Consider the following 26686-nt stretch of genomic DNA (forward strand, 5'->3'; position numbering starts at 1 on the left):
CGGGCTTCGTTGCGCTTCTGTGCAAAAGCGCACGACTCAGCGTTTTTCCTATGCCCTTCATAGGGCGTTTTTCAAGGGGGTCGGGTCAACGTCAGTTGCGGACCGTACGTTTCGAGGTGTAACGTTTCGACGTAATTTTTCAGGTGCTGCCATGTGGGTTTTCATCGTTGTCTCGCTCATCGCCGTGGAAGTGGCGTGCGGCCTCTTCTTCTTCAGCCTGATCTGGGCCAGCCATCAGGCGGCGGAATGGGAGGAACGCGATCTGAACGGGGCGATGCCCGGCGCCGCCGCCTTCGCGTCCTCCGTCTTCGGCATCCTGGCGCCGGGCGCCGCGGATCGCGCCCGGCACGGCTGATCGGCCGTGCGGCCGAGGCCTCCGGCGGGCGGCCTTGCCGCCTGAGAGCGGCTGCCGCTTCCCAGACCGGCTGGCGCTGGCCTCGATCCCCGGGGGGGGCGCCAGGCCCACTTCAATCAATGGACAGGCTCAACAACGTCGCCCCAGCCCTGGGGCTTTTTTTCGCCCCGGCGTCGGCTGGAACAGGAGCCCGTCCCGGCTTCATCCGGGAAAGCCCGCGCCCACGCGAGCTTCCAGCGGTCCCATCCCGGCCGCCGCGGCGCCCCCTGAATAAGCTTTCTCGATAAAAGTATTTGAAGCTTGCATGCTTCATGCTTGATCATCCGCAAATCGGATGATCAAGAACCTCGATATTCGTCAGCTCGAAGCCTTCGCCGCCGTGATGTCCTCCGGGAGCATCACGGGCGCGGCGCGGCTGCTCGACCGCTCCCAGCCGGCTGTCACCCGCCTGATCCACGAGCTGGAGGCGGCGGCCGGCTACGCGCTCTTCACCCGCCACGGCCCCCGTGTGGCGCCGACGGCGGAGGGCTTCCAGCTCTTCGAGGAGGTGCAGCAGCTGCTGGGCGACTGGCGCCGGCTGCAGCAGCGGGTGGACGAGATCGGCCGCGGCGGCGCGCAGCCGCTGGTGCTGGCCGCCACCTCGGCCGCGGCGCTGGGGCTGGTGCCCGCCGCCTTGCAGGCCCTGGAAGCGGGCGAGGGCACCGGCGCGGTGCGCCTGGTCAGCGGCTCGCCGGAGCGGGTGATGGAGTCGGTGCTGGCCGGTGCCGTCCAGTTGGGCGTTTCCAGCCTGCCGCTGGAGCACCGCGGCCTGCAGGTGCTGTGGATCGGCGAGGCGCCCTGCGTGGCCGTGCTGCCCGACGGCGATCCGCTGGCTGCGCACGACGTCGTGCCGGCCGCCGCGCTCGCCGGGCGCCGGCTGGTCACCCTGAGCAACCCTTTCCGCTTGCGCCACCGCATCGACGCGCTGCTGGGCCGTGCCGCCACCGACGCCGACGCAACCGGCGAAAGCGCACCGGCAGGCGAGGGCGGCGCGCGCGGTGCGGACGTCATCGACACCAATTCCTCCGTCAACGCCCAGGCCCTGGTGCGCGCCGGGCTGGGCATCGCCCTGCTGGATCCGCTCACCGTGCATGGCGTGCCGATGGCCGGCGTGCAGCTGCGTCGGCTGGACGTGCACATCCCCTTCTTCTTCGGCGCCGTGGTGCCGCAGGGCCGGCCCATCACCCGCCGGGTGCAGGCCCTGGCCGATGCGCTGCAACAGGCGGCGACGCGGCTTCCCGGTTTCGTCGCCCATCCACCCGAGGCCCATGCCCGGCTGCTGCAGGCCGCGCAGGGGGCCGAGCCGACTTCTTCTTCCCCCCGTTCCTGACCGAAAGCGCCCCATGAGTTCGCCCGCCCCCGATGCCTTCACGCCCCCGGCCGGCCTGCCCCACCTGGAGCAGCGGCTGCGCCAGGACCTCCTCTGGCTCGGTCTGCCGCCCAAGCACTGGGTGCCGCCCAGCGCGCGCGACGGCCAGCCGGTGATCGACGTGGCCGTCATCGGCGGCGGGATGGCGGGGCTCACGCTGTCGGCCTCGCTCAAGCACCTGGGCGTGCAGGCGGTGGTGTTCGACCAGGCGCCGGCCGGCTTCGAGGGGCCCTGGGCCACCACGGCGCGCATGGAGACGCTGCGCTCGCCCAAGGAGCTGACCGGCCCGGCGCTCGGCCTGCCGGCGCTGACCTTCCGCGCCTGGTTCGAGTCGCAGTTCGGGCTGGACGCCTGGCGGGCGCTCGACAAGATCCCGCGCCTGCAATGGATGGACTACCTGCGCTGGTACCGCCAGGTGCTGCGCCTGGACGTGCGCAACCGCCAGCGCGTGGCGGCGGTGCGTCCGCGGGCCGATGGCGTGGTGCAGCTGGAACTGGTCGACGAAGGCGAGGGCGATCGCGCCCACACCGTGCTGGCGCGCCACGTGGTCATCGCCACCGGCCGCGACGGCCTGGGCGGCCCGTGGGTGCCGGACTGGGCCCATGCCCTGCCACGCGAACGCTGGGTGCATTCCTCGCATGCCTGGGACGGCGCCATGCTGCGCGGCAAGCGCGTGGCCGTGATCGGCGGCGGCGCCTCGGCCATGGACGCCGCGGCCACGGCGCTGGAGAACGGCGCCACCCGCGTCGACCTGCTGATCCGCCGCCGAGAGCTGCCGCGCATCAACAAGGGCAAGGGCTCCGGCAGCCCCGGCATGTCGCACGGCTACTGGATGCTGCCGGACGAATGGAAGTGGCGCTTCCGCCATTACCTCAACGTGCAGCAGGTGCCGCCGCCGCAGGGCAGCACGCTGCGCGTGTCGCGCCATGCCCAGGCGCATTTCCACCTGGGAGCGGGGGCGACCGGTGCTTCGGTGCGGCCCGACGGCGTGATCCGTGTCGAGACGGCCAAGGGGCCCTTGGCGGCGGACTTCGTCATCTTCTGCACCGGCTTTCGCATCGATTGGACCCAGCGGCCCGAGTTCGCCGGGCTGCAGCCGCATGTGCGGCTGTGGCGCGACCGCTTCGCCGCGCCCGAGGGCCAGGACGACGAGGAGCTGTCCGAGTCGCCCGACCTGGGCCCGCTGTTCGAGTTCCAGCCGCGCGAGCCCGGCCGCTGTCCGGGCCTGGAGCGCATTCATTGCTACAACTACGCCGCGGCCCTGTCGCAGGGCGCCGGCGCGGGCGACATCCCGCAGATCACCGACGGCTCGCAGCGCCTGGCCCGTGGCCTGGCCGGCCAGCTGATGGTGGAGGACGCCGACGCGCATTTCGCCGCCATGCAGCGCTATGCGGAGCCCGAGCTCGAAGGCCACGAATGGACCGAGGCGTCGTTTCCCGCCTATGAGGAAGCGGCCGCTGTGCGCGAAGGGGCCGCCCCATGACCGGCTGGCTGCTGCGCCGGCTCGGCCAGGCGCTGCTGGTGGTGTGGGCGATGACGCTGATCGTGTTCGTCGGCCTGCATGCCATCGGCAATCCGGTGGACATCCTGATCGGCGACGACATGAACCAGGCCGAGCGGGCCGCCGCCATCGCCCGCCTGGGGCTGGACCAGCCGCTGTGGCGCCAGTACCTGTCCTTCCTCGAAGGCGCGGTACAGGGCCAGCTGGGCAAGAGCTTCGTCTACCACGACGAGGCCATCCGCATCATCCTGGCGCGCCTGCCGGCCACCATGGAACTCGCGGTGGCCGCGCTGCTGCTGGCCGTGCTCATCGGCGTGCCGCTGGGTCTGTTCGCGGGCATGAAGCCGGAACATCCGGCCTCGCGCGCCATCATGGCCACCAGCATCGTGGGCTTCTCGCTGCCGGCCTTCTGGGTGGCGCTGATGCTGATCATGGTGTTCAGCGTGCAGCTGGGCTGGCTGCCGGCCGGCGGGCGCGGCGAGACGCGCAGCCTGTTCGGCATCGAATGGTCCTGGCTCACGCTCGACGGGCTGCAGCATCTGCTGCTGCCGGCCTTCAACCTGGCGCTGTTCAAGATCTCGCTGGTGCTGCGGCTGACGCGCGCCGGCGTGCGTGAGGTGCTGCCGCAGGACTTCGTGAAGTTCGCGCGGGCCAAGGGCCTGTCGCCGGTGCGCGTGGTGGGCGTTCATGTGCTGCGCAACACGCTGATCCCGCTGGTCACGGTGCTGGGCCTGGAGCTGGGCTCGACCATCGCCTATGCGGTGGTCACCGAGACCATCTTCGCCTGGCCCGGTGCCGGCAAGCTGATCCTGGACAGCATCAATTCGCTGGACCGCCCGGTGGTGGTCGCCTACCTGATGGTGGTGGTCGTGATCTTCGTGACGCTGAACCTGGTGGTGGACGTGCTCTATCGCCTGCTCGATCCGCGCGTGCGGTTGGAGGGTGCGAAGTGAGCGCGGTGCAGACCTCTTCTTCGTCCACCGCCGCATCGAAGCCCGAGCGCGGCTTCTGGTGGCGCGTGGGCAGCGACTTCCTGCAGTCGCGCGTCGCCGTCGCCGGGCTGCTGATGCTGGCGGTGGTCGTCGTCGTGGCCCTGGCCGCGCCGTGGATCACGCCGCAGAACCCCTACGACCTGCTGCAGCTGGACGTGCTCGACGCCCGCCTTCCGCCCGGCTCGCCGCGCGGGGAGGGCGGCTACACCTATTGGCTGGGCACCGACGGCCAGGGCCGCGACCTGTACTCGGCCATCGTCTACGGCCTGCGCATCAGCCTGGGCGTGGGCGTGGGCTCGGCCCTCATCGCCGCGGTGCTGGGCACGCTGGTGGGCCTGCTGGCCGCCTATGCCGGCGGCCGGGTCGACGCACTGCTGATGCGGCTGGTGGACCTGCTGCTGTCCTTCCCGACCATCCTGATGGCGCTGATGATCCTCGCCTATCTGGGCAAGGGCATCACCAACGTCGTGCTCACGCTGGTGCTGCTCGAATGGGCCTACTACGCGCGCACCGCCCGCGGGCAGGCGCTGGTGGAGACGCGGCGCGAGTATGTCGATGCCGCACGCGGCCAGGGCATTCCGCCGTGGCGCATCCTGGTCGGCCATGTGCTGCCCAACTGCCTGCCGCCGCTGCTGGTGATCGGCGCGCTGCAGGTGGCGCGGGCCATCACGCTGGAGGCCACGCTGTCCTTCCTGGGGCTGGGTGTGCCGATCACCGAGCCCTCGCTGGGCCTCTTGATCTCCAACGGCTACCAGTACCTGCTGTCCAACGAATACTGGATCAGCCTGTTCCCCGGCCTGGCCCTGCTGGCCACCATCGTCGCGATCAATCTGGTGGGCGACCAGTTGCGCGACGTACTGAACCCGAGGTTGCAGAAGTGAGCGGCGATACCACTCCCGTGCTGGAACTGCGCGATTTGCGCACCCGCTTCCACACCCGCGACGGCGTGCTGCCGGTGGTCGACGGCGTCTCCTTCTCGCTGGGCCGCGGCCAGGTGCTGGGCCTGGTCGGCGAGTCGGGTTCGGGCAAGTCGGTGACCGGCTTCTCGGTCATGGGCCTGGTCGATCCGCCGGGCCGCATCGAAGGCGGCGAGGTGCTGTTCCTGGGGCAGGACCTGCGCACCCTGCCGCAGAAAGCCTTGCGGCAGTTGCGCGGCGACCGCATCGCCATGATTTTCCAGGACCCTATGGCGACGCTGAACCCGGTGCTGCGCATCGACGTGCAGATGGTCGAGGCGGTGCGTGCCCACCGCGACGTGGACACTGCCACCGCCCGCCGCCATGCGGCCGACACGCTGGCGCTGATGGGCATTCCCAGCCCCGAGGAGCGGCTGCGCGCCTATCCGCACCAGCTCTCGGGCGGCATGCGCCAGCGCGTGGCCATCGCCATCGCGCTGCTGCACAAGCCCGCGCTGATCATTGCGGACGAGCCCACCACGGCGCTGGACGTGACCATCCAGGCGCAGATCCTGTCGGAGATGCAGAAGCTGGTGAAGGACAGCGGCACGGCCATGATCTGGATCAGCCACGACCTGTCGGTGGTGGCCGGCCTGGCCGACGCCATCGCCGTGATGTATGCGGGGCGCATCGTCGAGATCGGCGCGGTAGACGACGTGCTCGACCGGCCGCAGCATCCGTACACGCAGGGCTTGATCGGCAGCCTGCCCAGCGCCAACCGGCGCGGGGCGCGGCTGAAGCAGATTCCGGGCATGGCGCCGCACCTGGCGCGGCTGCCCGCCGGCTGCGCCTTCGCGCCGCGCTGCCCGCGTGCGACGGCCGAATGCCAGGCTGCCGTACCGGCACTGGTCGCGCCGAGGGCCGAAGTGCCTGGGCACCAGGCGCGTTGCATCCATCCGGGAGCTGCCGAATGAGCGCCATGCTTTCTTCCAATGCAGGCGCCGCCCGCGAGGCAGCATCGACACCGCTGGTCGACCTGCGCGCCATCTCCAAGCGCTTCGGCGAGCGGCAAGAAGGCTGGCTGGACCGCCGCCTGCGCGCCCTCGGCCTGGGCGAGGCGCCCGCCATCACCCATGCCGTGGACCATGTCGACCTGCAGGTGCAGCCCGGCGAGGTGGTCGGCCTGGTGGGCGAGTCGGGCTGTGGCAAGTCCACGCTGGGCCGCATCGCCGCCGGCCTGCTGGCGCCCAGCGAGGGTGAGGTGCTCGTCGATGGTCAGGACATCGCGCACATGAACGACCGCGCCCGCCTGGCCGCGCGGCTGAAGGTGCAGATGGTGTTCCAGGATCCCTTCGGCAGCCTCAACCCGCGCCTGCGCGTGGCGCGCATCGTGGGCGAGGCGGCGCGGCTGCACGGCCTGACCGATGCGGCCGGCGAGGACGACTACGTCTGCGCCCAGCTCGAACGCGCCGGCCTGGACCCATCGCTGCGCCACCGCTACCCGCACCAGTTCAGCGGCGGCCAGCGCCAGCGCATCGGCATCGCCCGCGCGCTGGCGGTGCGGCCGCGCATGTTGGTCTGCGACGAGGCCGTGGCCGCGCTGGACGTGTCGATCCAGGCGCAGATCCTCAACCTGTTCATGGACCTGCGCGAGCAGCTGGGCCTGGCCTACCTGTTCATCAGCCACGACCTGGGCGTGATCGAGCACCTGTGCGACCGCGTGGTGGTGATGTACCTCGGCCGCGTGGTCGAGTCGGCGCCGGTGGACGAGCTCTTCGCCAATCCGCGCCATCCCTACACCCGCGCGCTGCTGCAGGAGATTCCGCGCATCGACGCCCGGCGCGCGCAGTTCGCGCCCATCCGCGGCGAGATTCCCAGCCCGCTCGCACCGCCCAGCGGCTGCCACTTCCATCCGCGCTGTCCGCAGGTGATGGACCGCTGTCGCACCGAGGTGCCGCAATTGCGCGGCATCGCCATCCGCCACCAGAGCGCGTGCCATCTGGACGCGCTCTGACCCACCGCATTCCCGCTGTTCCCTGACGAAAGGATCGCCATGACTCACCATTCCCTGCGCACCGCGGCCGTCGCGGCCGCCGCCCTGATCGCCGCGGCCGGCGCCGCGGCACAGAACCTCGCCATCGGCTTCGCCGACCCGGTCTCCTCGGTGGACCCGCAGCTCAACAACCATGCGGGCGACCGCTCGCTGGCGCTGCATTTCTGGGACTCGCTGGTCACCTCGCGCGACGGCGGCAAGCTGGATCCGGGCCTGGCCTCCAGCTGGAAGTCGCTGGACGACAAGACCTGGGAGTTCAAGATCAACACCGCCATCAAGTGGCAGGACGGCACGCCGGTGTCGGCCGATGACATCGTGTTCTCCTTCCAGCGCGCGCGCAGCGTGCCGGGCTCGGTGGCCTCGTACTCGGGCGCGCTGCGCTCGGTGGAATCGGCCACCGCCAAGGACCCGGGCACGCTGATCGTCAAGACCAGTACGCCCAACCCCATGCTGCCGCTGGAGATTGCCTCCATCTACGTGGTGAGCAAGCATGTGGGCGAGAAGGCCCGCACCGAGGACTACAACAGCGGCAAGGCGGTGGTGGGCACCGGCCCCTACAAGTTCATCTCGTACACGCCGGGCGACCGCACGGTGTTCGAGCGCAACCCCACGTACTGGGGGCCCAAGCCGCAGTGGGAGAAGGTGACTTACCGCTTCATCAACAACGGCGCCGCCCGCACCGCGGCGCTGCTGGCCGGCGACGTGGACGTGATCGACAAGGTCGCCGTCACCGACGTCGAGAAGCTGCGCAAGGACCCCAAGGTCAGCGTCTACACCTACCCGGGCCTGCGCGTGCTGCTGCTGCAGCCCACGCTGCGCGAAGGCCCCAACGAGTTCATCACCGACAACGCCGGCAAGGTGCTCGACAAGAACCCCCTGACCGACCTGCGTGTGCGCCAGGCGCTGTCGCTGGGCATCAACCGCAAGGCCATCGTGGACCGCGTGCTGCAGGGCACCGTGACCGAGGCCAACCAGTGGATGCCCAAGAACAGCTTCGGCTACAACCCCGAGGTCAAGGACATTCCCTACAACGCCGAGCAGGCGAAGAAGCTGCTGGCCGAGGCCGGCTATCCGCAGGGCTTCCAGATCGCCATCCACGTGCCCGGCGACCGCTATCCGCAGGCGCCCGAGACGGTGCAGGCCGTGGCGCAGTTCTGGTCGCGCATCGGCGTCAAGACCAAGGTGGAGGTGGTGCCGTGGTCGGTGTATTCGGGCCGCGCCTCCAAGAACGAATACGCCGTCAGCGTGATCGCCTGGGGCAACGGCACCGGCGAGGCCGGCTACGGCCTGCTGCAGACCCTGGCCAGCTACGACCCCAAGCGCGGTCGCGGCATCAACAACTGGGGCCGCTACAGCAACGAGAACGTGGACAAGGCGCTGGACGCCGCCACCGTCGAGTTCGATGCGCGCCGGCGCGAGGCCATCTTCCGCCACGCCGCCAAGCTGGTGACGGACGACGTGGGCCACATCCCGCTCTTCCACTACCAGAACATCTGGGCCGCGAAGAAGGGCCTGAAAGTGGTGCCGCTACTCAGCGATCGCACGACGGCCATGCAGGTCTCCAGGACCAACTGAGGCGGCGCCGATGCTGCAAGTCACGCCCGCCGATGCGCTGATCGACGTGCCGCGGCGCATCGTGGCCGACGGGCTCGCGCCCGGCGAGCGGGTGCGCATCGAGAGCCGCACCGTGCGCGGCCCGGCCATCGCATGGACGGCGCGGGTCGAGCTGCTGGCCGATGCCGGGGGCACGGTGGACCTGGGCCGCGATGCGCCGCTGCCCGGTGGCAGTTACGAAGGCGCCTCGCCCATGGGCCTGGTCTGGGCACAGGTGCCCGAGCGCGCCGGTGCGCCGCGCGAGGTCTTTGCCGCCGAGCCGGCCGCGCCGCTCGCGACAGAGCTGGTGCTCACGCGTGCCGACGGCAGCCGCTGGCAGGCCACCTTCGTGCAGCGGCTGATGGCCGAGGGCGTGACGCGCCGCGAGGTGCGTGACGACGGCCTGTCGGCCACGCTCTTCCTGCCACCCGGACCGGGCCCGCATCCGGCGGTGATGGTGCTCAACGGCAGCGGTGGCGGCATCAACGAGCCGCGGGCGGCGCTGTACGCGTCGCACGGCTACGCAGCCCTGGCCGTGGGCTACTTCAAGTCGCCCGGCCGGCCGGACCACATCTCCGACACGCACCTGGAGTACTTCGAGACGGCCCTGCAGTGGATCCATGCGCAGCTCAAGCCGGCGGGCGGCTTCGTCGCCCTGTCGGGCCAGTCGCGCGGCGGCGAGCTGGTGCTGCTGCTCGCCACGCTGATGCCCGAGCTGGTCTCGGCCGTGATCGGCTACGTACCCGGTGCCGTGGTGCACAGCGCGCAGAACGCCTGCAACCCGGCCAACGGGCCCGACAGCCGCAACGGCCCGGCCTGGTGGTGGCGCGGCCAGCCGCTGCTGCACCTGTGGCAGGACAACCGCACCGCCACCTGGGCGCCCTGGGACGAAGGCCCCGAGCCGCGCCGCCATGCCAACGCCTTGCTCACCGCGCTGCAGGATGCCGAGGCCGTGGAGCGCGCCCGCATCCGCGTCGAGCGCATCCATGGTCCGGTGATGCTGCTGTCGGCCACCGACGACGGCTCCTGGCCGTCCAGCCTGTACGGCCGCATGGTGGTCGAGCGCCTGGCCGCGCATGGCCATCCCTGGCCGGTGGAGCACCTCGACTTCGAGGGCGCCGGCCATTCCATCGTCTTCCCTTACGTGCCGACCACCCAGCTGGCCTATGCCCATCCGGTCTCGGGCCGGCTGAGCACCAGCGGCGGCGCGCCCGCCGCCAATGCGCATGCCGACGAGGCCTCCTGGGCCGGCGTGCGCGACCTCCTCCACCAGGCCGCTTCGGCGGCCAAGGCCAAGCCATGACTTCTGCCGTTTCCACCCCCGTCGTCCCCGACCTGATCGACTCGCTGGTGCCGCTGGCCGACGGCGCGCCGCTGCATGCCGTGCGCCACCAGCGCGACAAGGTGGTCACCGCCACGCAGGGCAGCCATGCGCGGCTCTTCGATCCCGCGCTGCCCGGCCTGAGCCTGGCCGAGCGCCTGCTGGCCGCGCACGAGATCGCCCGCCGCGCCGGCGTGACGATGCTGGCCGACCACTACCGCACGCAACTGCTGGCGCTGGGCACCCCGTCCGCCGCCCAGCAGGCGGCCCTCGATGGCGAGGCCGTGCCGGCCGACGACGCCCGCCTCGCCGAGATCCTGCGCTTCACCATTGCCCTGGCCGACAAGCCCGTGGAAGGCGACCAGGCCGCGCTGCTGCGCCTGCCCACCGCGGGCATCGACACGCCGGCCGTGGTGGCCCTGGCCCAGCTCATCGCCTACGTGGCCTACCAGGTGCGCGTGCTGGCCGGCCTGCAGGCGCTGGCGGCGGCCGGCGATGCGCAGACCGCGGCACCCGCGACCACCGAGGACGCAGCGCCCTTCGTGCACCCGGCCAACCTGCCTAAGCCGGGCGAGCCGCTGCGCATCAACGGCTTCACCAGCGAGACGCTGGGCTGGAAGGCCTGGCTGCCGGTGCTGGACCTGGCTGACGCGACACCGGAGCAGACCGCCGTGCTGGAAAGCAGCCATCCCAAGGCCAAGACCAGCGACTACTACCTGCTGCTGGTGCAGCAGCCGGCCATCCTGCAGGAGCGCTCCACCGTCTTCAACGCCATCATGTATGCGCCGGGTGGCCTGTCGCGCGCCGAGCGCGAACTGGCCAGCGCCGTGGTGTCGCGCATCAACGGCTGCGTGTACTGCGCCTCGGTGCATGCCCAGCGCTTCGAGCAACTGGCCAAGCGCAACGACGTGATCGCGCAGGTCTTCCACGAGCCGCAGGGCGCCGGCACCAACGCGCGCGAGCGGGCCATCGTGCAGGCCTCCATCGCGCTGACGGCGACGCCGGCCGGCTTCGGCGCCGACGACATCGCGCCGCTGCGCGCCGCGGGCCTGTCGGACCTGGAGATCCTGGACCTGGTCCACGCCATCGCCATCTTCGCCTGGGCCAACCGGCTGATGCTCAACCTGGGCGAGCCGGTCTACGGCGGCGAGGGCTGAGGCCCACCTTCGTTCAGGCCGCCTCGGCGAGCGGCTCCCGAATGTCTGTGGCCGCGGCGATGCGTGCACCGATCACCTCCACCAGGTGCCGCGCATCGTCCGCCACGCCCAGGAAGCGGCCCGAGCCCCAGGTGTTGAGCCAGGGCAGGCCGACGAAGTAGAGCCCGGGCTCGGCGGTCACGCCGCGGCGGAAGCGCGGATGGCCGCGGCCGTCGAAGACGGGCAGGTCGATCCATCGGTAGTCGGCGCGGAAGCCGATGGCCCACACGATGCTGGTGATGCCGGCCGCCTGCAGGTCCAGCAGCGTCGGGTCGGCATCCGGCTCCCAGGCCTTCTGGAAGGGCGGCTCCACCGGCGCGTCGATGCCGGCCCGCGCGATGTAAGCGTCGATGTCGCGGCGGATGTTGCAGTACACCTCGTCGGCTTCGTCGAGGTTGCGCGTGAGGTCGGGGCGGAAGCTCACCTGCGTGCCGTGGATGTCGGCCAGCGTGCCGTACAGCCGCACGCCTTCCAGAGCGAAGCGGCGCAGATCGATCTCGTGGCCGCCGTCGCGGCCGGTCATGTAGTGGTTGGTCTTGTGGCGGGCCTCGTCGCCCAGCGGATGGCGGTCCACGGTGAGGTTGTAGAACCCCAGCTCGTGCAGCCATTCGGTGGATTCGCGGCCGCGGTACACGCGCGGCGAGCGCGGGGCCGAGCCCACGGCCAGGTGCACCTTGCGGCCGGCCAGGTGCAGGTCTTCCATGATCTGCACGCCGGACTGGCCCGAGCCCACCACCAGCACCTCGCCGGGCGGCAGCTGGGCCGGGTTGCGGTAGTCCACCGAATGCAGCTGGGTGATGGCCGGCGGCAGGCTGTGAGCGCAGGCGGGCACGATGGGGATGTCGTAGCCGCCGGTGGCCACCACCACATGGTCGGCCAGGCAGGTGCCGAGCGAGGTGCTCACCTCGAGCGCGCCATCGGCATGACGCTGCACGCCCTGCACCGACACGCCTTCGATGACCGGCGGCCGGGATTTGCGGGCGAAGGCCTCCAGGTAGGCCACGATCTCGTCGCGCAGCATGAAGCCCTTCGGGTCCGGCCCGTCGTAGGGAAAGTCGGGCAGCCGGCATTGCCAGTTGGGCGTGACCAGGCAGAAGCTGTCCCAGCGCTGGTCGCGCCAGGCATGGCCGATGCGGTGCTTTTCGAGCACCACATGCGCGATGCCGGCCTGCTGCAGGTAGTGGCTGGTCGAAAGCCCGGCCTGGCCGCCGCCGATGACGACGACGGGATAGTGCGGGGCGAGCGAAGTGGAAGCGGTCATGGGTTTCTCCGTGGATGAGGAAGCGCGGTCGTGGCTCAGTCCGCCGGCCCGAAGGCGACGACCTGCACCTGGGCGCCGGTCTGGCCGGCGTGGCGGGCCACGCGGGCCTCGATGTCCGCCAGCTGGTCGCTGGCCCGCGAGCAGGCGAAGCCGAACTTGGCGCGCACCCGGTCGTTGGCGATGCCGGTGGCTTCGCGCAGGCGCTGCACGAAGTCGTCCAGTGCATAGGCCTGGCCGGGCGCGAAGTAGTCCTGGATCACCAGCGAGGGCGAGTAGGCGACGGTCTCGCTGGCATCGGGCCAGCGCAGGGTGTAGGTCATGGCAGGCATGGGGCGGGGTCTCGAGATGGGGTGGACGGGGTGGCTGATGCCAGGCACTGGCGGTAGACCTGCAGGTGGGCGACGGCACTGCGCGCCCAGCTATACGTTTGGCAGACGGCCGGCGGCTGGGTGAGGCGGGTCTGGCTCCAGGCGCGGGCCAGGCCCAGGGCCAGGCTGGTGTCGTCCTCCGGCTCGCACCAGCTCACGCCGGGGCTCCCGGCCAGGTGCTCGGTGAAGGGTGCCCGGCGCGAGACCAGCACCGGCGTGCCGCAGGCCAGCGCCTCCAGCGCGACCAGGCCGAAGCCTTCGTTGAGCGAGGGCATGGCCAGCAGCCGGGCGCGGCGCATCAGCCCGGCGATGGCCGCATCGGGCAGGGGGCCGGTGCGCCAGACCGGCTGGCCGGGGCCTTCGGCCAGACCGCTGTCGGCCAGGGCAAGCTGCCATCGCTGCTGCTCGGCGCCATGCTGCAGCAGGCTGGCGCCGCCGGCCACCAGCAGGCGGGCGCGGGCCGCCTGCGGCACCTCGCGGCGCAGGCGGGCGAATGCGTGCAGCAGGCGTGCACTGTTCTTGCGCGCCTCCACGCCGCCCAGGGCCAGCAACATCGGCGCATCGTCGAGGCCGGCCGCCGTCAGCGCGGACAGGGCGGCGGCATCCTCCGCCACGGGGCCGGGGCGAAAGCGTTGCAGGTCCACGCCGTTGAAGACGCGGTGCACGGGCGGGGCTTCGGGGCGAGCACGCAACTGGTCGAACCAGGTGTCGCTGACACAACAGATGGCCCGTGCGCGCTGCCACGCCATGGACTGCCAGGCCTCCAGGCGTGCATCGGCGAAGTCGTCGAGGTGATGCACGGTGCGCAGCCAGGGCACGGCCGGCGGGCTCTGCGCCAGTGCGGCGCCGTTCAGGCTGTCCTGCACATGCAGCACATCGACGCCAGCCCGCGCCGCCGCCGCCGGCAGCGCCGCACGCAGGGCCGCGATGCGCTCGCCCACCTGGTCGGCCAGCATGGCACCCGTGGGGTGCGGCATGGGGATGGGATGCAGGCGCAGGGGCAGTCCCTCGGGCAGCGGGCGGAACAGGGCCTGGCCCGGTTCCACCGGCGCGAAGACGGTGACCGCCACGTCCTGCCCGGCCAGGGCGGTGGCCAGCTCCAGCGTGTGGACCACGCCGCCGCGCGGCAGCACGCTGTGCATGGCCAGGCCGACGTGCAGGCGCTGGCCGTCCGGACGCAGCGGCAGGGTCTCAGGCATGGGGATGCTCCTGCACGAGGCGCATCGCGGAAGGTGCCGCATCCACCGGTCCGCCGAGGATGAAGCCGGCTTTGGCCAGATCCCACAGGCAGGCCTGCTGCGCGCCCAGCGCGACGTCCAGGCATGTGCCGGCCCGCACCTCGCCGACGTCGGCGCAGGCGATGCCCTGTTCGGCGAAGCGCGCGGCAACCTCCGGCGCCAGGGCAGGACGCACGGCCAGCACGAAGCCGAAGCTGGGAAAGGCGCTCAGCCAGCGCAGCCGCGCGGCCTGGGCGACGTCGCCGTCCGCATGCCAGTCGGGTCCGCCCTGGGCGAGAGCGGGGCAGGGCAGACGCTCAAGCTGCACCCGCGCGCCGCAGCCCGAGCACTCCAGCAGCATCAGCAGCGTGCCCAGCACGCCCGCCATGCTGATGTCCTTGCCGGCATCGACCAGCCCGGCCTCGGCCAACCGCGGCAGCAGGGCCAGATCGGCCTGCAGGCGTGCGGCGGGGGCGGTGGTGCTCGCGTTCCAGAAGGGCGCATCGCCCTGCCAGGCGCCGCGCAGATCGGTGGCGACCAGCAGGCGGTCGCCGGGCCGGGCGGCGAAGCTGGAGATGAGCCGCTCGGCCCGGCCCAGCACCGCCACGGCCAGTTGGGCGCCGCCGCTGCGCAGGTTGGTGTGGCCGCCCACCAGCGGCACGCCGTACTGGCGGCAGGCGGCGCGCATGCCGCGCAGCAGCTCGGCCGTGGTGGCCTCGTCGGCGCTCCACAGGGCGTCGACGACGGCAGTGGGCCGGCCGCCCATGGCGGCCACGTCGCTCAGGTTGACCATCACGGCGCTGTAGCCGGCGAACCAGGGCTGCTGCTGCACGAAGTCGGGCATCAGCCCTTCGATGGCCAGCAACTGGTGGCCGCCGCCGGGCAACGGCAGCACGGCACAGTCGTCGCCGTTGGGGACGGCAGTGGCAGGCGCCGGCTCGCCATCGAGCGAGCGCATCACGCGGGCGATGTCGCGCTTGTGTGCGAAGCCACGGCCAGCGCGCAGGGCGTCGAGCAGCGCAGGCAGCATGCCGAGCGGCTTCATGCCCGGCTCCCTGCCAGCACGAAGCCGGCCTCAGGCGTGTGGCAGGGCGGGTACTGCCGCAGGTCGGCGCGCATCAGGGCGTGCGGCAGGCCATGGACATCCACCACGCCGTCCTGACGCCAGTGCAGGCGTTCGAACAGCGGCACGTTCTGCATCTGCACATGGGCCAGGAACTCGCGGCAGCCGCGGGCATGGGCACTGCTCACCGCCAGGCGGATCAGGCCGGTGCCCAGCTGCGCATGGCGGCGCCAGTGCGCGGCCACGGCCAGGCGCGAGCCCCACCAGGTGCCCGGCGATTCCTCGTGGATGCGCACCGTGCCGACCACCTCGTCCGGCAGCCCGGCCAGCGTGGAGCAGGCCACCAGCGTGCGGGTGCCGGGCTGCGCGTCGATGGCATCGTGGTCGTCGCGGTCGAACACGTGCTGCTCCTCGCAGAACACCTGCCGGCGCAGGGCCTGCGCCTCGCGCTGCATCCACGGGATGCTGGCCCACTGGATGCGGAAGGCGTTGTCGACCCGCGGCACGGGCGGCGCAGGCATGAGCCAGGGTTGGGCGTCGACGAGGATCATGAGGAGGGCTCCAGCGGTGGGTCGGGCGGGGCGACGGGTTCGGGCGCTTTCGGCGTGTTCGCGCGTGTTCGGGCTGCCAGGAGGCCCGGAGGCACGGCGCTCAGGCCGCCTCGGCCAGGGGCGCGGCCGCATCCTCGAAGACCGACAGCGTCGAGCAGGCGGCGCACTTGCCGCAGCCCGCCTTGATGTCGGCCGCACGCAGGCCGGACTGGCGCACCATCGCACCCAGCGGCTCCAGCACGGACCGCATGAAGTCCGCGCCGGGCGGGGCATGGTCTTCCAGCGGGGTGCCGCTGATGGGCACGAAGGGCACGACGAAGGGATACACGCCCAGCGCCAGCAGCCGCTCGCTGATGGCCAGCAGGGTCTGCGCGCTGTCGCCCAGGCCGGCCAGCAGGTAGGTGCTGACCTGTCCGCGACCGAAGACGGCCACGGCGGCCTCGAAGGCCTCCCAGTAGCGGGCCATGGACACCTCGGCCTTGCCGGGCAGGATCTGCTGGCGCAGGTCCTCGCCCACTACCTCGATGTGCATGCCCAGCGTGTCGACGCCCGCGTCCTTCAGGCGCTGAAACCAGGCGTCGGTGTCGGGCGGCTCGCACTGGGCCTGGATGGGCAGGTCGACCGCCGCCTTCACGGCCGCGGCGCTGTCGCACAGCACCTGCGCGCCGCGGTCGCGGGTGGGCGGCGTGCCGGTGGTCATCACCATGTGGCGCACGCCGTCGAGCTCGACGGCCGCCTGGGCCACCTCGGCCAGTTGCGCGGGCGTCTTGTGGGCGATGGTGCGGCCGGCCGCCAGCGACTGGCCGATGGCGCAGAAGCGGCAGGCCTTGCGCCGGCTCTCGTAGCGGATGCAGGTCTGCAGCACGGTGGTGGCCAGCACGTCGGTGCCGTGCAGCGTGGCGATCTGCTGGTAGGGAATGCCGTCGGCCGTCTGGCGTCCGTAGAAGCGCGGCGCGCGCGGAAAGCTCAGCTGCGCGATCGGGATGGTGCCGTGGCGCAGCGTGGCGCGGCCCTGCGCATCGGGCGTGCCGGCGACGAAGGGCGAGTCGAAGGCGCCGTGCGTGTGCACCGGCACCATCAGCGTCACGCCGTCCACGGTCACCGCCTTGTGGTCCGAGGGCCCGGCGCCGCCGCGGCGGCTCGCGGCACCGGCCTGCGGGGCTTCGAGCCGCAGGCCTCGGGTCTGCAGTTCGGTCATCAGCTGACGTGTTGTCGGATTCATGCGGCCTCCGGGGGCAGGGGGATGTCGTCGGAAAGAAGGGCCGGCTCGGGCGCGGCCAGCGGCCGGGTGGTCGATGCGGCGTCGCGGCGGATGGCGAGCGACAGCAGTTCGGGGCGCGCGTAGTGGCCCACCGAATCCATCATTCGCTTGCGCTTGTCGATCAGCGCCAGGTCCAGGTCGGCCACCACCAGGCCCTCGCCCTCGGTCAGCGGCTCGGCCAGGTACTTGCCTTCAGGCGAGACGATGGCGCTGTGGCAGCCGCCGCGCAGCGCGCCCTGCAGGGCCTCGTCGGGCATCAGGCGGCGCACCTGTTCGTCGTGCAGCCAGCCGGTGGCGTTGACCACGAAGCAGCCCGACTCCAGCGCGTGGTGGCGGATGGTCACGCCCATCTGCTCGGCAAAGATGGGGCCCACCAGCGAGCCCGGGAACTGGGCGCAGTGGATCTGCTCGTGGTCGGCCATCAGCGCATAGCGGGCCAGCGGGTTGTAGTGCTCCCAGCAGGCGAGGGCGCCGACGCGGCCCACGGCCGTGTCCACGGCCTTGAGACCGCTGCCGTCGCCCTGGCCCCAGACCATGCGCTCGTGGTAGGTGGGCGTGATCTTGCGGCGCTTGAGCACCAGGCGGCCGTCGGCATCGAAGACCAGCTGCGTGTTGTAGAGGCTGCCGTGGTCGCGCTCGTTCACGCCCAGCACTACCACCATGCCGGCCTGCCGCGCGGCGGCAGCCACGGCCTCGGTCATGGGACCGGGCACGGTGGGCGCGCGCTGCATCAGCAGCAGGTGGTCCGCGCCCTGGCGCGCCGGCGGCTGCACGAAGGAGAAGTAGGGGTAGTAGGGCACGAAGGTCTCGGGAAAGACGATCAGCTCCACGCCCCGGCAGCCCGCCTCGTGCACCGTCTCCAGCACGCGGGCCAGGGTGCCGCCTTCGCTGTCCAGGTCGGGCGCGATCTGCGCGGCGGCGGCGCGCACGGTCTTCTTCTTCGGCAGGGCCATGGCTGCTCCGGGGCGACGCTCAGAGCGTCCAGGTGTCGAGGATGAAGGCGCCCTGCTTGCGGTGCAGCAGCACCACGTCGAGCACGTCCAGCGGGTTGATGGGGCGGATGCCTTCGATCAGCGCGCCCTCGCCGTGGCCGTACAGGGCCTGCAGCGCGAAGCGGCAGGCGTAGACCTTGCCGCCTTCGGCGATGAACTTGGTGATCTGCTCGTTGAAGTTCTGGTGGCCCGGAAAGGCCGAGTCGCCCAGCTTGGGAAAGCCGCGCTTGACGCCCAGCGTCACGCCGGGGCCGTAGAGCAGGATCGAGGTCTCGAAGCCCTTGCGCTGCAGCCGCGTGGCCTGCAGCAGGTTCACGAAGCCGATGGAGCCTTCGAAGGCCACGGTGTGGAAGGTCACCAGGGCCTTCTCGCCAGGCTCGGCCTTGACGTCTTCGAACACCTTCTCTTCGTAGTCGACCAGGAAGTCGCCCTTCTGGGCTGCGGGATGGGTCACTTGGGGCATGGGCACCTCGGTTGCGGTTGGCGGTGGATCGGGTGGGGCCGCGGCGCGAGGCCTTTCGAGAAAGCGGCGCATCGCACGGCGGTGCCAACCTCTTTGCGAGGAACGGGCCGCTGGCCGGGCGGCTTGGCCGATCAATGGCCGATCAAGCCAGTGGGCATGCGTGCATGCGGCCGACGGCGGCCTGGCATGGCGCTGCGAGCCCGCCAGGCCCGATGCACCAGCGCGCCGCAGACCGATGCAATCAATGCATCCGATCAATGGCATGACGCACCAAAACAAGCACGCGCCGCGGCCGCACGGCGGGGGCGTATTGCGCTCTACTCGGAGCTTTCCGAGCGCCTGAAAGCCATTCCTCCATGCCCTTCTCGCACTGGGCCGCGCGGCTGAGACACAGCGAACTTCCGGCCTATCAGCTCATTCCCGACCTGCTGGCTGAAGACCTCCAGCGCGGTCGCCTCGCACCGCGTGACCGGCTGCCGCCGCTGCGCGATCTGGCCCAGCAGCTGGGGCTGAACTACACGACGGTGGTGCGTGGCTTCGCGCAGGCGCGTGAGCGCGGCCTCATCGCCTCGCGGCCGGGGCTGGGCTCCTATGTGCGCGGCTCCTTCATCGGCCTGCCGCTGCGCGGCGGCACCGGCGCCGAGATGACGATGAACATGCCGCCGGAGCTGAGCGAGCATCCCGTGGGCCAGCAACTGCAGGACGAGGCGGCCGCCTTCGTCGCCGCCACGCCGGTGGCCGAGCTGATGCGCTACCAGGACTTCGGCGGCAGCCCGCGCGACCGCGAGGCCGCGGCGCAATGGCTGCGTCAGTGGGTGGGCCATGCCCGCGCCGAGCACACGCTGGTGGCGCCGGGCATCCACAGCGTGCTGCTGGCGCTGCTGAGCCTGCTGGTGAGGCCGGGCCAGAGCCTGGCGGTGGAGTCGTTGCTCTACCCCGGCCTCAAGGCCATCGCCGCGCAGCTGGGCACGCAGCTGCAGCCGCTGCAGTGCGATGAGGAAGGCATCGTGCCGCAGTCCTTCGAGACGCTGTGCAAGAGCGCGTCCATCGGCGCGCTGTACCTGTGCCCCAACCTGCACAACCCGACGACGGCCACGCTGTCGCTCGGCCGGCGCGAGGCGCTGGCGGACATCGCCGCCCACCACAGCGTGTTCATCATCGAAGACGATGCCTACGGCATGCTGGCGCCCGCCGTGCCACCGCCGCTGGCGGACTTCGCACCGGCGCTCACCTACTACGTGAGCGGTACCTCCAAGTGGCTGGGCGCGGGCCTGCGCAATGCCTTCGTGCTGGCGCCCACCGATGCCGCCACGCAGCGCCTGGCGGGCGCACTGCGCGCCACCACGGTGATGGCCTCGCCGCTGACCACCGGCCTGGTCACGCACTGGCTGGGCTCAGGCCTCGCGGCGCAGGCGCTGGACGCCATGCGCGCCGAATGCAGCTGGCGCAGCGCCCTGGCGCGCGAGCTGTTGGGTGACCTCGGCCTGCGCACGCATCCGCAGGGCTTCCATGCCTGGCTGCCGCTGGAGGGCGATGAGGGAGACAGGGGAGGCCGCTGCGTGAGTGCCGAGCTGGCGCAGCAGTTGCAGCAGATGGGTGTCGCGGCCGTGGCCAGCCAGGCCTTCTCGACCGATCGCATGCCGCCCGAGGCCCTGCGCCTGTGCCTTGGCGGCCCGCTCACACGCGACGACTGCGGCCGGGCGCTGCGGGCGGCGCGCGACGCGGTGCGCGGCTGCCGCGCGGGCTGATCAGGGGGTCAGCTCAACGCCGGCGCAGCCAGCGCGACCACCAGGGCGTGGGGCGGTTGCGCTCGTCGAAGGGGCGGGTGTCGAGCTTGCCGAACATCGACGCGGCCTCGCCGAAACGCTGGCGCAGCGAGGCGGGACTGTCGGATTCGACGGCCGGGTCCGGCGTGTTGCCGGCGGGAGACATGCGTGACCCGTCGGTCTCGTCGGTGGGGCGAGCACCCATCGGCGCGGTCGGGCGGTCGCTCATGCCGGAAGCTGGGGGAAGGGAATCGGGCGTATCGGTCAATGCGGCGCAGTACGAGGGGAGGCGGGCTCCCTGGAAAGCCGGGCCGGCATGTGCCCTCGGACGAGGACCAGCCCGCAGGCTGCGGATGCCGGAAGGCGGGAACGCGCAACGCTGTTTGGAACGACGGGCGCGGGCCGTAGAGGCCATGACGCGCAATCGTTGGTGCCGGAGGCCGGAATCGAACCGGCACGCCTTGCGGCGGGGGATTTTGAGTCCCCTGCGTCTACCAATTTCACCACTCCGGCACGGAGCGTCGAGACAGCCCAAAATTATGGCACAGTGCCCTGGACGAGTGCGCCGTTCCGGCGCCGCCCGGCCTTTCATCCAAGAACCATGACCATTTCCTATCCGACGATCGAAGACGCGGTCGGCAAGACGCCGCTGGTGGCCCTGCAACGCATCGAGGCCGCTGCCAATGCCGCCCGCGGCAACGTGGTGCTGGGCAAGCTCGAAGGCAACAACCCGGCCGGCTCGGTCAAGGACCGGCCGGCCCTGTCGATGATCCGCCGCGCCGAGGAGCGCGGCGAGATCAAGCCCGGCGACACGCTGATCGAAGCCACCTCGGGCAACACGGGCATCGCGCTGGCCATGGCCGCCGCCATCAAGGGCTACCGCATGGTGCTGATCATGCCGGAGGACCTCTCCATCGAACGCGCCCAGACCATGAAGGCCTACGGCGCCGAGCTGGTGCTCACGCCCAAGAGCGGCGGCATGGAATACGCCCGCGACCTGGCCGAACAGATGGTGGCGCAGGGCAAGGGCCGCGTGCTCGACCAGTTCGCCAACGCCGACAACCCGCGCATCCACTACGAGACCACCGGCCCCGAGCTGTGGGCGCAGACGGGCGGGCGCATCACCCATTTCGTGAGCGCCATGGGCACCACCGGCACCATCACCGGCGTGTCGCGCTTCCTCAAGGAGAAGAACCCGGCGATCCAGATCGTCGGCGCGCAGCCGGCCGAGGGCTCGCGCATCCCGGGCATCCGCAAGTGGCCGCAGGAATACCTGCCCAAGATCTTCGACCCCGCGCGCGTGGACCAGGTCGTCAACGTGAGCCAGGACAGCGCCGAGGAAATGGCCCGCCGCCTGGCGCGCGAGGAAGGCATCTTCGGCGGCATCTCGGCCGCCGGCGCGCTGTGGGTGGCCCTGGAGATCGCCCGCACGGTGGAGAACGCGACCATCGTCTTCATCGTCTGCGACCGCGGCGACCGCTATCTTTCCACCGGCGTGTTCCCGGCCTGAGTGCCGCCTCTGCGTCGAACCCACAACCACCACAACGACGACATCGGAGACCCCGTCCTTGAACAACCTGCCCAAGTTCTGCCAGGCCTGCGCCACGCCGCTCGAATGGATCGAGATGATGGAAGACGGCGGCCCCAAGGCCCGCCTGCGCTGCCCGGCCTGTGGCCATACCCACTGGAACAACCCGACGCCGGTGCTGGCCGCCATCGTCGAATACAACGGGCAGGTGCTGCTGGCGCGCAACGCGGCCTGGCCACCCAAGATGTTTGCGCTGATCACCGGCTTCATGGAGGCCGGCGAAACGCCCATCGAGGGCATCGCGCGCGAGGTCAAGGAAGAGACCAACCTCGATGTCCTGAGTTGCGACATCGTGGGTGCCTACGACTTCCAGCGCATGAACCAGGTCATCATCGCCTACCACGTGGTGGCCGAGGGCGAGGTGAAGCTCTCGCCCGAGCTGGTGGACTGGCGCCTCTACGACCTGGCCGACCTCAAGTGCTGGCCCGCCGGCACCGGCTATGCGCTGGCCGACTGGCTGCGCACGCGCGGTCACGAGCCGGTGTTCTTCACCACCGAAGAGAACGAGGAGCGGCGCCGCGGCCTGTCCACCTGAACCGCGCCACGCAACAAAGACCCATGACCGACATCGCCATCGACAAGGAAATCGACACCCGCGGGCTGAACTGCCCGCTGCCCATCCTCAAGGCCAAGAAGGCCTTGAACGACATGGCCAGCGGCCAGTTGCTCAAGGTGGTGGCCACCGATCCGGGCTCCACCCGCGACTTCCAGGCCTTCGCGCGCCAGACCGGCCACGGGCTGGTGTCGCAGGAGACCGTGGGCGCGGAGTTCATCCACGTACTCCGGCGCCGCTGAGACGGCGCACGCCACCAGAAACAGAAAGGGGCCGCGAGGCCCCTTTCGTTCATCACCAGCGGATGAGACCGCTCAGAGCGGCAGGCTCTTGAGGTAGTCCTTGAAGAAGCCGCCCACCTCGGGGTGCGCCAGCGCCAGTTCGACGGTGGCCTGCAGGAAGCCTTCCTTGCTGCCGCAGTCGTAGCGCATGCCCTTGTACGAATAGGCGTAGACGCTTTCCTTCTTCATCAGCGAGGCGATGCCGTCGGTCAGCTGGATCTCGCCGCCGGCGCCCTTGGGCTGGCGACGGATCTCCTCGAACACACCGGGGGTCAGCACATAGCGGCCCGCGACGCCCAGGCGCGACGGTGCGTTCTCGGGCGAGGGCTTCTCGACCATGGCGCGCACCTGGGTCAGGCCGTCGCCCATCGCGTCGCCGGCCACGATGCCGTAGCGCTTGACCTGATCCAGCGGCACTTCCTGGACGGCCAGCACGGAGCCGCCGAGGTTGTTGTAGGTGCGCACCATCTGCGACAGCACGCCCTCGCCACCTTCGGGGCCGACCATCAGGTCGTCCGCCAGCAGCACGGCGAAGGGCTCGTCGCCCACCAGATGCTCGGCGCACAGCACCGCATGGCCCAGGCCCAGCATGCGCGGCTGGCGCACGTAGGAGCAGGTCATGTCCTCGGGCGCCACCGAGCGGGCGATGCGCAGCAGGGCGTTCTTGCCGCTGGCTTCGAGCTGGCTTTCCAGCTCGTAGGCCGTGTCGTAGTGGTCCTCGATGGCCCGCTTGTTGCGGCCGGTCACGAAGATCATGTCGCGGATGCCCGCGGCATAAGCCTCTTCCACGGCGTACTGGATCAGCGGCTTGTCCACCACGGGCAGCATTTCCTTGGGCTGCGCCTTGGTGGCAGGCAGAAAGCGGGTGCCGAAGCCGGCCACTGGGAAAACGGCCTTGCGGATGCGTCTGGAAGTGGGCATGCGTGTGTGCAGGAGAGTTGAAATTCGTGAATCGTTCAATGCTACTGCACGCATTTGACTGCGCTGTCAGCCAAGTCGCACGAGTTGTTCCTGCAAACGTGTCAGCGCGGCGCCAAAGTCGGTCAATCTCTGCTTTTCCTGAGCGATGACAGCCGGCGGCGCCTTGGCCACGAAAGCCTCGTTGCCCAGTTTGCCCTGGGCCTTGGCCATCTCGCCCTGGATGCGGGCGACTTCCTTGCCCAGGCGTACGCGCTCGGCGGCCACGTCGATCTCGACGTGCAGCGCCAGCCGCGCCTCGCCGACGACGGCCACCGGCGCGGCCTGCGCCGCGGCCGTCCAGGCCGCTTCATCGTCAAAAACCTTGACTTCGCTCAACTTCGCCAGGGCCTGGAGCACCGGTGCGGCCTGCCGCACGAAGTCGGCGTCGCCCACCACGTACAGCGGCAGGCGCTGAGCCGGCGACACGTTCATCTCGCCGCGCAGCGTGCGGCACGACGCCACCAGCGCCTTGAGCTTGGCCACGTGCGCCTCGGCCGCCTCGTCGATCTTCCCGGGCTGGGCGACGGGGTAGGCGGCGACCATGATCGATTCGCTGGCGCGGCCCGCGACGGGCGCGACCTTCTGCCACAGCTCCTCGGTGATGAAGGGAATGATCGGATGCGCCAGGCGCAGCAGGGTCTCCAGCGTGCGGATCAGCGTGCGGCGGGTGGCGCGCTGCTCGGCCTCGCCGCCGGTCTGGATCTGCACCTTGGCGATCTCCAGGTACCAGTCGCAGAACTCGTCCCAGGCGAACTGGTAGATGGCGTTGGCCACGTTGTCCAGGCGGTAGTCGGCGAAGCCCTGCGCCACCTCCTGCTCCACGCGCTGCAGGCGCGAAGCGATCCAGCGGTCGGCCTGGCTGAAGCGCATGTAGCCATGGGCCTTGCCGCCGGGGGCGCAGTCGGCCTTGGTGTGCTCCATCAGGCCACAGTCCTGGCCTTCGCAGTTCATGAGCACGAAGCGGGTGGCGTTCCACAGCTTGTTGCAGAAATTGCGGTAGCCCTCGCAGCGCTTGCTGTCGAAGTTGATGCTGCGGCCCAGCGAGGCCAGTGCCGCGAAGGTGAAGCGCAGCGCATCGGCGCCGTAGGCCGGAATGCCCTCGGGGAACTCCTTCTGCGTGTTCTTGCGCACCTGCGGCGCGGTCTCGGGCTTGCGCAGGCCCTGGGTGCGCTTGTCCAGCAGCGGCTCCAGCGCGATGCCGTCGATCAGGTCCACCGGATCGAGCACGTTGCCTTCGGACTTGCTCATCTTCTTGCCCTGCGCATCGCGCACCAGGCCGTGGATGTAGACATGCTTGAAGGGCACGCGACCGGTGAAGTGCGTGGTCATCATGATCATCCGGGCGACCCAGAAGAAGATGATGTCGTAGCCGGTCACCAGCACGGTGGAGGGCAGGTAGAGGTCGTAGTCCTTGAGGGCGTTGCCGTCCTCCGTTCCGCCGCCGGGCCGCCCCAAGGCGGAACGCGCCCCCTCGGGGGGCAGCGAGGACACGTCAGTGCCGAGCGTGGGGGCCTCAACACTTTCGGGCCAGCCGAGCGAGGAGAAGGGGACCAGCGCGGACGAATACCAGGTGTCCAGCACGTCCTCGTCGCGCTTGAGCGTCTTGCCGGGTGCCTGCTTCTGCGCCTCCTCCTCGTTGCGGGCGACGTAGACGCGGCCATCCTCGTCGTACCAGGCGGGGATCTGGTGGCCCCACCAGAGCTGGCGGCTGATGCACCAGTCCTGGATGTTGTTCATCCACTGGTTGTAGGTGTTGACCCAGTTCTCGGGCACGAAGCGCACCTGGCCGGACTGCACGGCGTCGATGGCCTTCTGGGCGATGCTCTTGCCGGTCGGGTCCTGCTCGCTGACCTTCGTCATCGCCACGAACCATTGGTCCGTCAGCATGGGCTCGACCACCTGGCCGGTCCGGGCGCAGCGCGGCACCATCAGCTTGTGCTTCTTGGTCTCGACCAGGGCGCCGGCGGCTTCGAGGTCTGCCACGATCTTCTTGCGGGCGGCGAAGCGGTCCAGGCCGCGGTAGGCCTCAGGCGCGTTGTCGTTGATCCTGGCGTCCAGCGTCAGCACGCCGATGATGGCCAGGCCGTGGCGCTGGCCGACGGCGTAGTCGTTGTGGTCGTGCGCAGGCGTGACCTTGACCACGCCGGTGCCGAACTCGCGGTCGACGTAGTCGTCGGCAATGATGGGGATCAGCCGGTCCACCAGCGGCAGGCGCACCTTCTTGCCGATGAGGGCGGTGTAGCGTTCGTCCTCGGGGTGGACCATCACGGCGACGTCGCCCAGCATGGTCTCGGGCCGGGTGGTGGCCACCGTCAGGCTGCCGCTGCCGTCTTCCAGCGGGTAGGCGATGTGCCACAGCGCGCCTTCTTCCTCCTCGCTCTCCACCTCCAGGTCGGAGACGGCGGACATCAGCACCGGGTCCCAGTTGACGAGCCGCTTGCCGCGGTAGATCAGGCCCTGCTCGTACAGCCGCACGAAGGTGTCGGTCACCACCTTGGACAGCTTGTCGTCCATGGTGAAGTACTCGCGGCTCCAGTCCACCGTGTCGCCCATGCGGCGCATCTGCTCGGTGATGGTGTTGCCGGACTGCTGCTTCCACTCCCACACGCGGGCGACGAAGTTCTTGCGGCCCAGGTCGTGGCGGCTCTGGCCCTGGCCCTGCAGCTGGCGCTCCACCACGATCTGCGTGGCGATGCCGGCATGGTCGGTGCCCGGCACCCACAGCGTGTTCGCGCCCGCCATGCGGTGGTAGCGCGTCAGGCTGTCCATGATGGTCTGGTTGAAGGCATGGCCCATGTGCAGCGTGCCCGTGACGTTGGGCGGCGGCAGCTGGATGGCGAAGGAGGGCGCGCCGGCCTGGGGCGCCTGCGTGCCGCGGAAGCCCGCCTTCGCATAGCCGCGGCGCTCCCACTCGGGGCCCCACTGGGCCTCGATGGCGGCGGGTTCGAAGGACTTGGCGAGGCTCTGGAGACCGGGTTGCAGGGGGGTGTCGCTCATGGGCGGATGGAGTCAGGGCCAGCCGGCAGGGGCCGGCAGGCCGTGGGGGT

At 70.6% G+C, this 26686-nt stretch carries 25 protein-coding genes and 1 tRNA gene; 14 read left to right on the top strand and 12 right to left on the bottom strand.

Translation table 11 applies throughout. From position 1 onward, the window contains the following. The first annotated feature begins 151 nt into the window (after positions 1-151). The 10 genes from ABIC63_RS11225 (at position 152) to ABIC63_RS11270 (ending at position 11276) form a co-directional block, all read left to right on the top strand. Entirely contained in the window at positions 152-355 is a 204-nt protein-coding gene (locus tag ABIC63_RS11225) for a hypothetical protein (protein ID WP_294369043.1), read from the top strand. Positions 356-689: 334 nt separating this feature from the next. Beyond that, a complete protein-coding gene (locus tag ABIC63_RS11230; protein ID WP_354319814.1) occupies positions 690-1724 on the top strand; it encodes a LysR family transcriptional regulator in 1035 nt (344 codons plus the stop codon). A gap of 13 nt (positions 1725-1737) precedes the next feature. Then, positions 1738-3246, top strand: a complete 1509-nt coding sequence (locus ABIC63_RS11235) for a SidA/IucD/PvdA family monooxygenase (protein ID WP_354319815.1) — start codon at positions 1738-1740, stop codon at positions 3244-3246. Continuing rightward, positions 3243-4217: an ABC transporter permease gene (locus tag ABIC63_RS11240; protein ID WP_354319816.1), complete on the top strand. Its 975-nt coding sequence runs from the start codon at positions 3243-3245 to the stop codon at positions 4215-4217. Before ABIC63_RS11235 ends, ABIC63_RS11240 begins: the two co-directional genes overlap by 4 nt. Further along, positions 4214-5137 (top strand): ABC transporter permease, encoded by a 924-nt coding sequence (locus ABIC63_RS11245; RefSeq protein WP_354319817.1) that lies wholly within the window; start codon positions 4214-4216, stop codon positions 5135-5137. The genes ABIC63_RS11240 and ABIC63_RS11245 overlap by 4 nt, the downstream gene beginning before the upstream one ends. Continuing rightward, complete coding sequence (locus ABIC63_RS11250) at positions 5134-6126, top strand: ABC transporter ATP-binding protein (RefSeq protein ID WP_354319818.1); 993 nt, start codon at positions 5134-5136, stop codon at positions 6124-6126. Before ABIC63_RS11245 ends, ABIC63_RS11250 begins: the two co-directional genes overlap by 4 nt. Continuing rightward, the gene (locus ABIC63_RS11255; RefSeq protein ID WP_354319819.1) at positions 6123-7166 is read left to right on the top strand and encodes an ABC transporter ATP-binding protein; all 1044 of its coding nucleotides are present in this window, start codon (positions 6123-6125) and stop codon (positions 7164-7166) included. Before ABIC63_RS11250 ends, ABIC63_RS11255 begins: the two co-directional genes overlap by 4 nt. Positions 7167-7205: 39 nt before the next feature. Then, on the top strand, positions 7206-8780 hold the full coding sequence (locus ABIC63_RS11260; RefSeq protein ID WP_354319820.1) for an ABC transporter substrate-binding protein: 1575 nt from the start codon (positions 7206-7208) through the stop codon (positions 8778-8780). A gap of 10 nt (positions 8781-8790) precedes the next feature. Beyond that, complete coding sequence (locus tag ABIC63_RS11265) at positions 8791-10101, top strand: acyl-CoA thioester hydrolase/BAAT C-terminal domain-containing protein (RefSeq protein WP_354319821.1); 1311 nt, start codon at positions 8791-8793, stop codon at positions 10099-10101. Further along, on the top strand, positions 10098-11276 hold the full coding sequence (locus ABIC63_RS11270; protein ID WP_354319822.1) for a CMD domain-containing protein: 1179 nt from the start codon (positions 10098-10100) through the stop codon (positions 11274-11276). The genes ABIC63_RS11265 and ABIC63_RS11270 overlap by 4 nt, the downstream gene beginning before the upstream one ends. A gap of 13 nt (positions 11277-11289) precedes the next feature. On the opposite strand, the gene ABIC63_RS11275 is transcribed toward ABIC63_RS11270, so the two are convergent. From ABIC63_RS11275 to ABIC63_RS11310, 8 genes are all read right to left on the bottom strand, one after another. Beyond that, the gene (locus ABIC63_RS11275) at positions 11290-12576 is read right to left on the bottom strand and encodes an MSMEG_0569 family flavin-dependent oxidoreductase (RefSeq protein WP_354319823.1); all 1287 of its coding nucleotides are present in this window, start codon (positions 12574-12576) and stop codon (positions 11290-11292) included. Between the two features lie 35 nt (positions 12577-12611). Then, positions 12612-12905 (bottom strand): MSMEG_0570 family nitrogen starvation response protein, encoded by a 294-nt coding sequence (locus tag ABIC63_RS11280; RefSeq protein WP_354319824.1) that lies wholly within the window; start codon positions 12903-12905, stop codon positions 12612-12614. Continuing rightward, entirely contained in the window at positions 12893-14143 is a 1251-nt protein-coding gene (locus ABIC63_RS11285) for an MSMEG_0565 family glycosyltransferase (RefSeq protein WP_354319825.1), read from the bottom strand. Before ABIC63_RS11285 ends, ABIC63_RS11280 begins: the two co-directional genes overlap by 13 nt. Further along, on the bottom strand, positions 14136-15206 hold the full coding sequence (locus tag ABIC63_RS11290) for a sll0787 family AIR synthase-like protein (RefSeq protein ID WP_354319826.1): 1071 nt from the start codon (positions 15204-15206) through the stop codon (positions 14136-14138). Before ABIC63_RS11290 ends, ABIC63_RS11285 begins: the two co-directional genes overlap by 8 nt. Then, positions 15203-15745: an MSMEG_0567/Sll0786 family nitrogen starvation N-acetyltransferase gene (locus tag ABIC63_RS11295; protein ID WP_354319980.1), complete on the bottom strand. Its 543-nt coding sequence runs from the start codon at positions 15743-15745 to the stop codon at positions 15203-15205. Before ABIC63_RS11295 ends, ABIC63_RS11290 begins: the two co-directional genes overlap by 4 nt. Before the next feature lie 130 nt (positions 15746-15875). Next, a complete protein-coding gene (locus ABIC63_RS11300; RefSeq protein WP_354319981.1) occupies positions 15876-16973 on the bottom strand; it encodes an MSMEG_0568 family radical SAM protein in 1098 nt (365 codons plus the stop codon). Between the two features lie 20 nt (positions 16974-16993). After that, the gene (locus tag ABIC63_RS11305; RefSeq protein WP_354319827.1) at positions 16994-17989 is read right to left on the bottom strand and encodes a Nit6803 family nitrilase; all 996 of its coding nucleotides are present in this window, start codon (positions 17987-17989) and stop codon (positions 16994-16996) included. 19 nt (positions 17990-18008) lie between these two features. Beyond that, the gene (locus ABIC63_RS11310; protein ID WP_017761953.1) at positions 18009-18491 is read right to left on the bottom strand and encodes an MSMEG_0572/Sll0783 family nitrogen starvation response protein; all 483 of its coding nucleotides are present in this window, start codon (positions 18489-18491) and stop codon (positions 18009-18011) included. 356 nt (positions 18492-18847) lie between these two features. Between ABIC63_RS11310 and ABIC63_RS11315 the strand changes: the two genes are divergently transcribed. Beyond that, on the top strand, positions 18848-20239 hold the full coding sequence (locus tag ABIC63_RS11315) for an aminotransferase-like domain-containing protein (protein WP_354319828.1): 1392 nt from the start codon (positions 18848-18850) through the stop codon (positions 20237-20239). A 13-nt stretch (positions 20240-20252) separates the two neighbouring features. Here the strand turns inward: ABIC63_RS11315 and ABIC63_RS11320 are convergent, their stop codons facing one another. Beyond that, on the bottom strand, positions 20253-20486 hold the full coding sequence (locus ABIC63_RS11320; RefSeq protein WP_294369000.1) for a hypothetical protein: 234 nt from the start codon (positions 20484-20486) through the stop codon (positions 20253-20255). Between the two features lie 199 nt (positions 20487-20685). Further along, positions 20686-20770, bottom strand: a tRNA-Leu gene (locus ABIC63_RS11325). A 94-nt stretch (positions 20771-20864) separates the two neighbouring features. On the opposite strand from ABIC63_RS11325, the gene cysM reads away from it, so the two are divergent. The 3 genes from cysM to ABIC63_RS11340 are packed head-to-tail and all read left to right on the top strand — an operon-like array spanning position 20865 to position 22640. Further along, complete coding sequence (cysM, locus tag ABIC63_RS11330; protein WP_354319982.1) at positions 20865-21767, top strand: cysteine synthase CysM; 903 nt, start codon at positions 20865-20867, stop codon at positions 21765-21767. Between the two features lie 58 nt (positions 21768-21825). Continuing rightward, entirely contained in the window at positions 21826-22380 is a 555-nt protein-coding gene (locus ABIC63_RS11335) for an NUDIX domain-containing protein (protein ID WP_354319829.1), read from the top strand. Positions 22381-22403: 23 nt separating this feature from the next. Continuing rightward, positions 22404-22640 (top strand): sulfurtransferase TusA family protein, encoded by a 237-nt coding sequence (locus ABIC63_RS11340; RefSeq protein ID WP_369822454.1) that lies wholly within the window; start codon positions 22404-22406, stop codon positions 22638-22640. A 72-nt stretch (positions 22641-22712) separates the two neighbouring features. Here ABIC63_RS11340 and galU read toward each other — a convergent pair whose 3' ends face one another. Further along, positions 22713-23600 (bottom strand): UTP--glucose-1-phosphate uridylyltransferase GalU, encoded by an 888-nt coding sequence (gene galU, locus ABIC63_RS11345; protein ID WP_354319830.1) that lies wholly within the window; start codon positions 23598-23600, stop codon positions 22713-22715. 66 nt (positions 23601-23666) lie between these two features. Continuing rightward, positions 23667-26636, bottom strand: coding sequence for a valine--tRNA ligase (locus ABIC63_RS11350; protein WP_354319831.1), 2970 nt, complete (start codon positions 26634-26636; stop codon positions 23667-23669). Between the last annotated feature and the right edge of the window lie 50 nt (positions 26637-26686).

This window comes from Pseudacidovorax sp. 1753 (genome assembly GCF_040544975.1).
Taxonomy (GTDB): domain Bacteria; phylum Pseudomonadota; class Gammaproteobacteria; order Burkholderiales; family Burkholderiaceae_C; genus Xenophilus.

Bases quoted from the DNA above. Each gene is read 5' to 3' on its own strand.
- ABIC63_RS11280 (WP_354319824.1), bottom strand. From the start codon at position 12,905: ATGCCTGCCATGACCTACACCCTGCGCTGGCCCGATGCCAGCGAGACC.
- ABIC63_RS11240 (WP_354319816.1), top strand. From the start codon at position 3,243: ATGACCGGCTGGCTGCTGCGCCGGCTCGGCCAGGCGCTGCTGGTGGTG.
- ABIC63_RS11310 (WP_017761953.1), bottom strand. From the start codon at position 18,491: ATGCCCCAAGTGACCCATCCCGCAGCCCAGAAGGGCGACTTCCTGGTC.
- ABIC63_RS11290 (WP_354319826.1), bottom strand. From the start codon at position 15,206: ATGAAGCCGCTCGGCATGCTGCCTGCGCTGCTCGACGCCCTGCGCGCT.
- ABIC63_RS11230 (WP_354319814.1), top strand. From the start codon at position 690: ATGATCAAGAACCTCGATATTCGTCAGCTCGAAGCCTTCGCCGCCGTG.
- galU (WP_354319830.1), bottom strand. From the start codon at position 23,600: ATGCCCACTTCCAGACGCATCCGCAAGGCCGTTTTCCCAGTGGCCGGC.
- ABIC63_RS11320 (WP_294369000.1), bottom strand. From the start codon at position 20,486: ATGAGCGACCGCCCGACCGCGCCGATGGGTGCTCGCCCCACCGACGAG.
- ABIC63_RS11275 (WP_354319823.1), bottom strand. From the start codon at position 12,576: ATGACCGCTTCCACTTCGCTCGCCCCGCACTATCCCGTCGTCGTCATC.
- ABIC63_RS11225 (WP_294369043.1), top strand. From the start codon at position 152: ATGTGGGTTTTCATCGTTGTCTCGCTCATCGCCGTGGAAGTGGCGTGC.
- ABIC63_RS11285 (WP_354319825.1), bottom strand. From the start codon at position 14,143: ATGCCTGAGACCCTGCCGCTGCGTCCGGACGGCCAGCGCCTGCACGTC.
- ABIC63_RS11260 (WP_354319820.1), top strand. From the start codon at position 7,206: ATGACTCACCATTCCCTGCGCACCGCGGCCGTCGCGGCCGCCGCCCTG.
- ABIC63_RS11350 (WP_354319831.1), bottom strand. From the start codon at position 26,636: ATGAGCGACACCCCCCTGCAACCCGGTCTCCAGAGCCTCGCCAAGTCC.
- ABIC63_RS11295 (WP_354319980.1), bottom strand. From the start codon at position 15,745: ATGCCTGCGCCGCCCGTGCCGCGGGTCGACAACGCCTTCCGCATCCAG.
- ABIC63_RS11265 (WP_354319821.1), top strand. From the start codon at position 8,791: ATGCTGCAAGTCACGCCCGCCGATGCGCTGATCGACGTGCCGCGGCGC.
- ABIC63_RS11270 (WP_354319822.1), top strand. From the start codon at position 10,098: ATGACTTCTGCCGTTTCCACCCCCGTCGTCCCCGACCTGATCGACTCG.
- ABIC63_RS11255 (WP_354319819.1), top strand. From the start codon at position 6,123: ATGAGCGCCATGCTTTCTTCCAATGCAGGCGCCGCCCGCGAGGCAGCA.
- ABIC63_RS11315 (WP_354319828.1), top strand. From the start codon at position 18,848: ATGCCCTTCTCGCACTGGGCCGCGCGGCTGAGACACAGCGAACTTCCG.
- ABIC63_RS11340 (WP_369822454.1), top strand. From the start codon at position 22,404: ATGACCGACATCGCCATCGACAAGGAAATCGACACCCGCGGGCTGAAC.
- ABIC63_RS11305 (WP_354319827.1), bottom strand. From the start codon at position 17,989: ATGGCCCTGCCGAAGAAGAAGACCGTGCGCGCCGCCGCCGCGCAGATC.
- ABIC63_RS11235 (WP_354319815.1), top strand. From the start codon at position 1,738: ATGAGTTCGCCCGCCCCCGATGCCTTCACGCCCCCGGCCGGCCTGCCC.
- ABIC63_RS11300 (WP_354319981.1), bottom strand. From the start codon at position 16,973: ATGACCGAACTGCAGACCCGAGGCCTGCGGCTCGAAGCCCCGCAGGCC.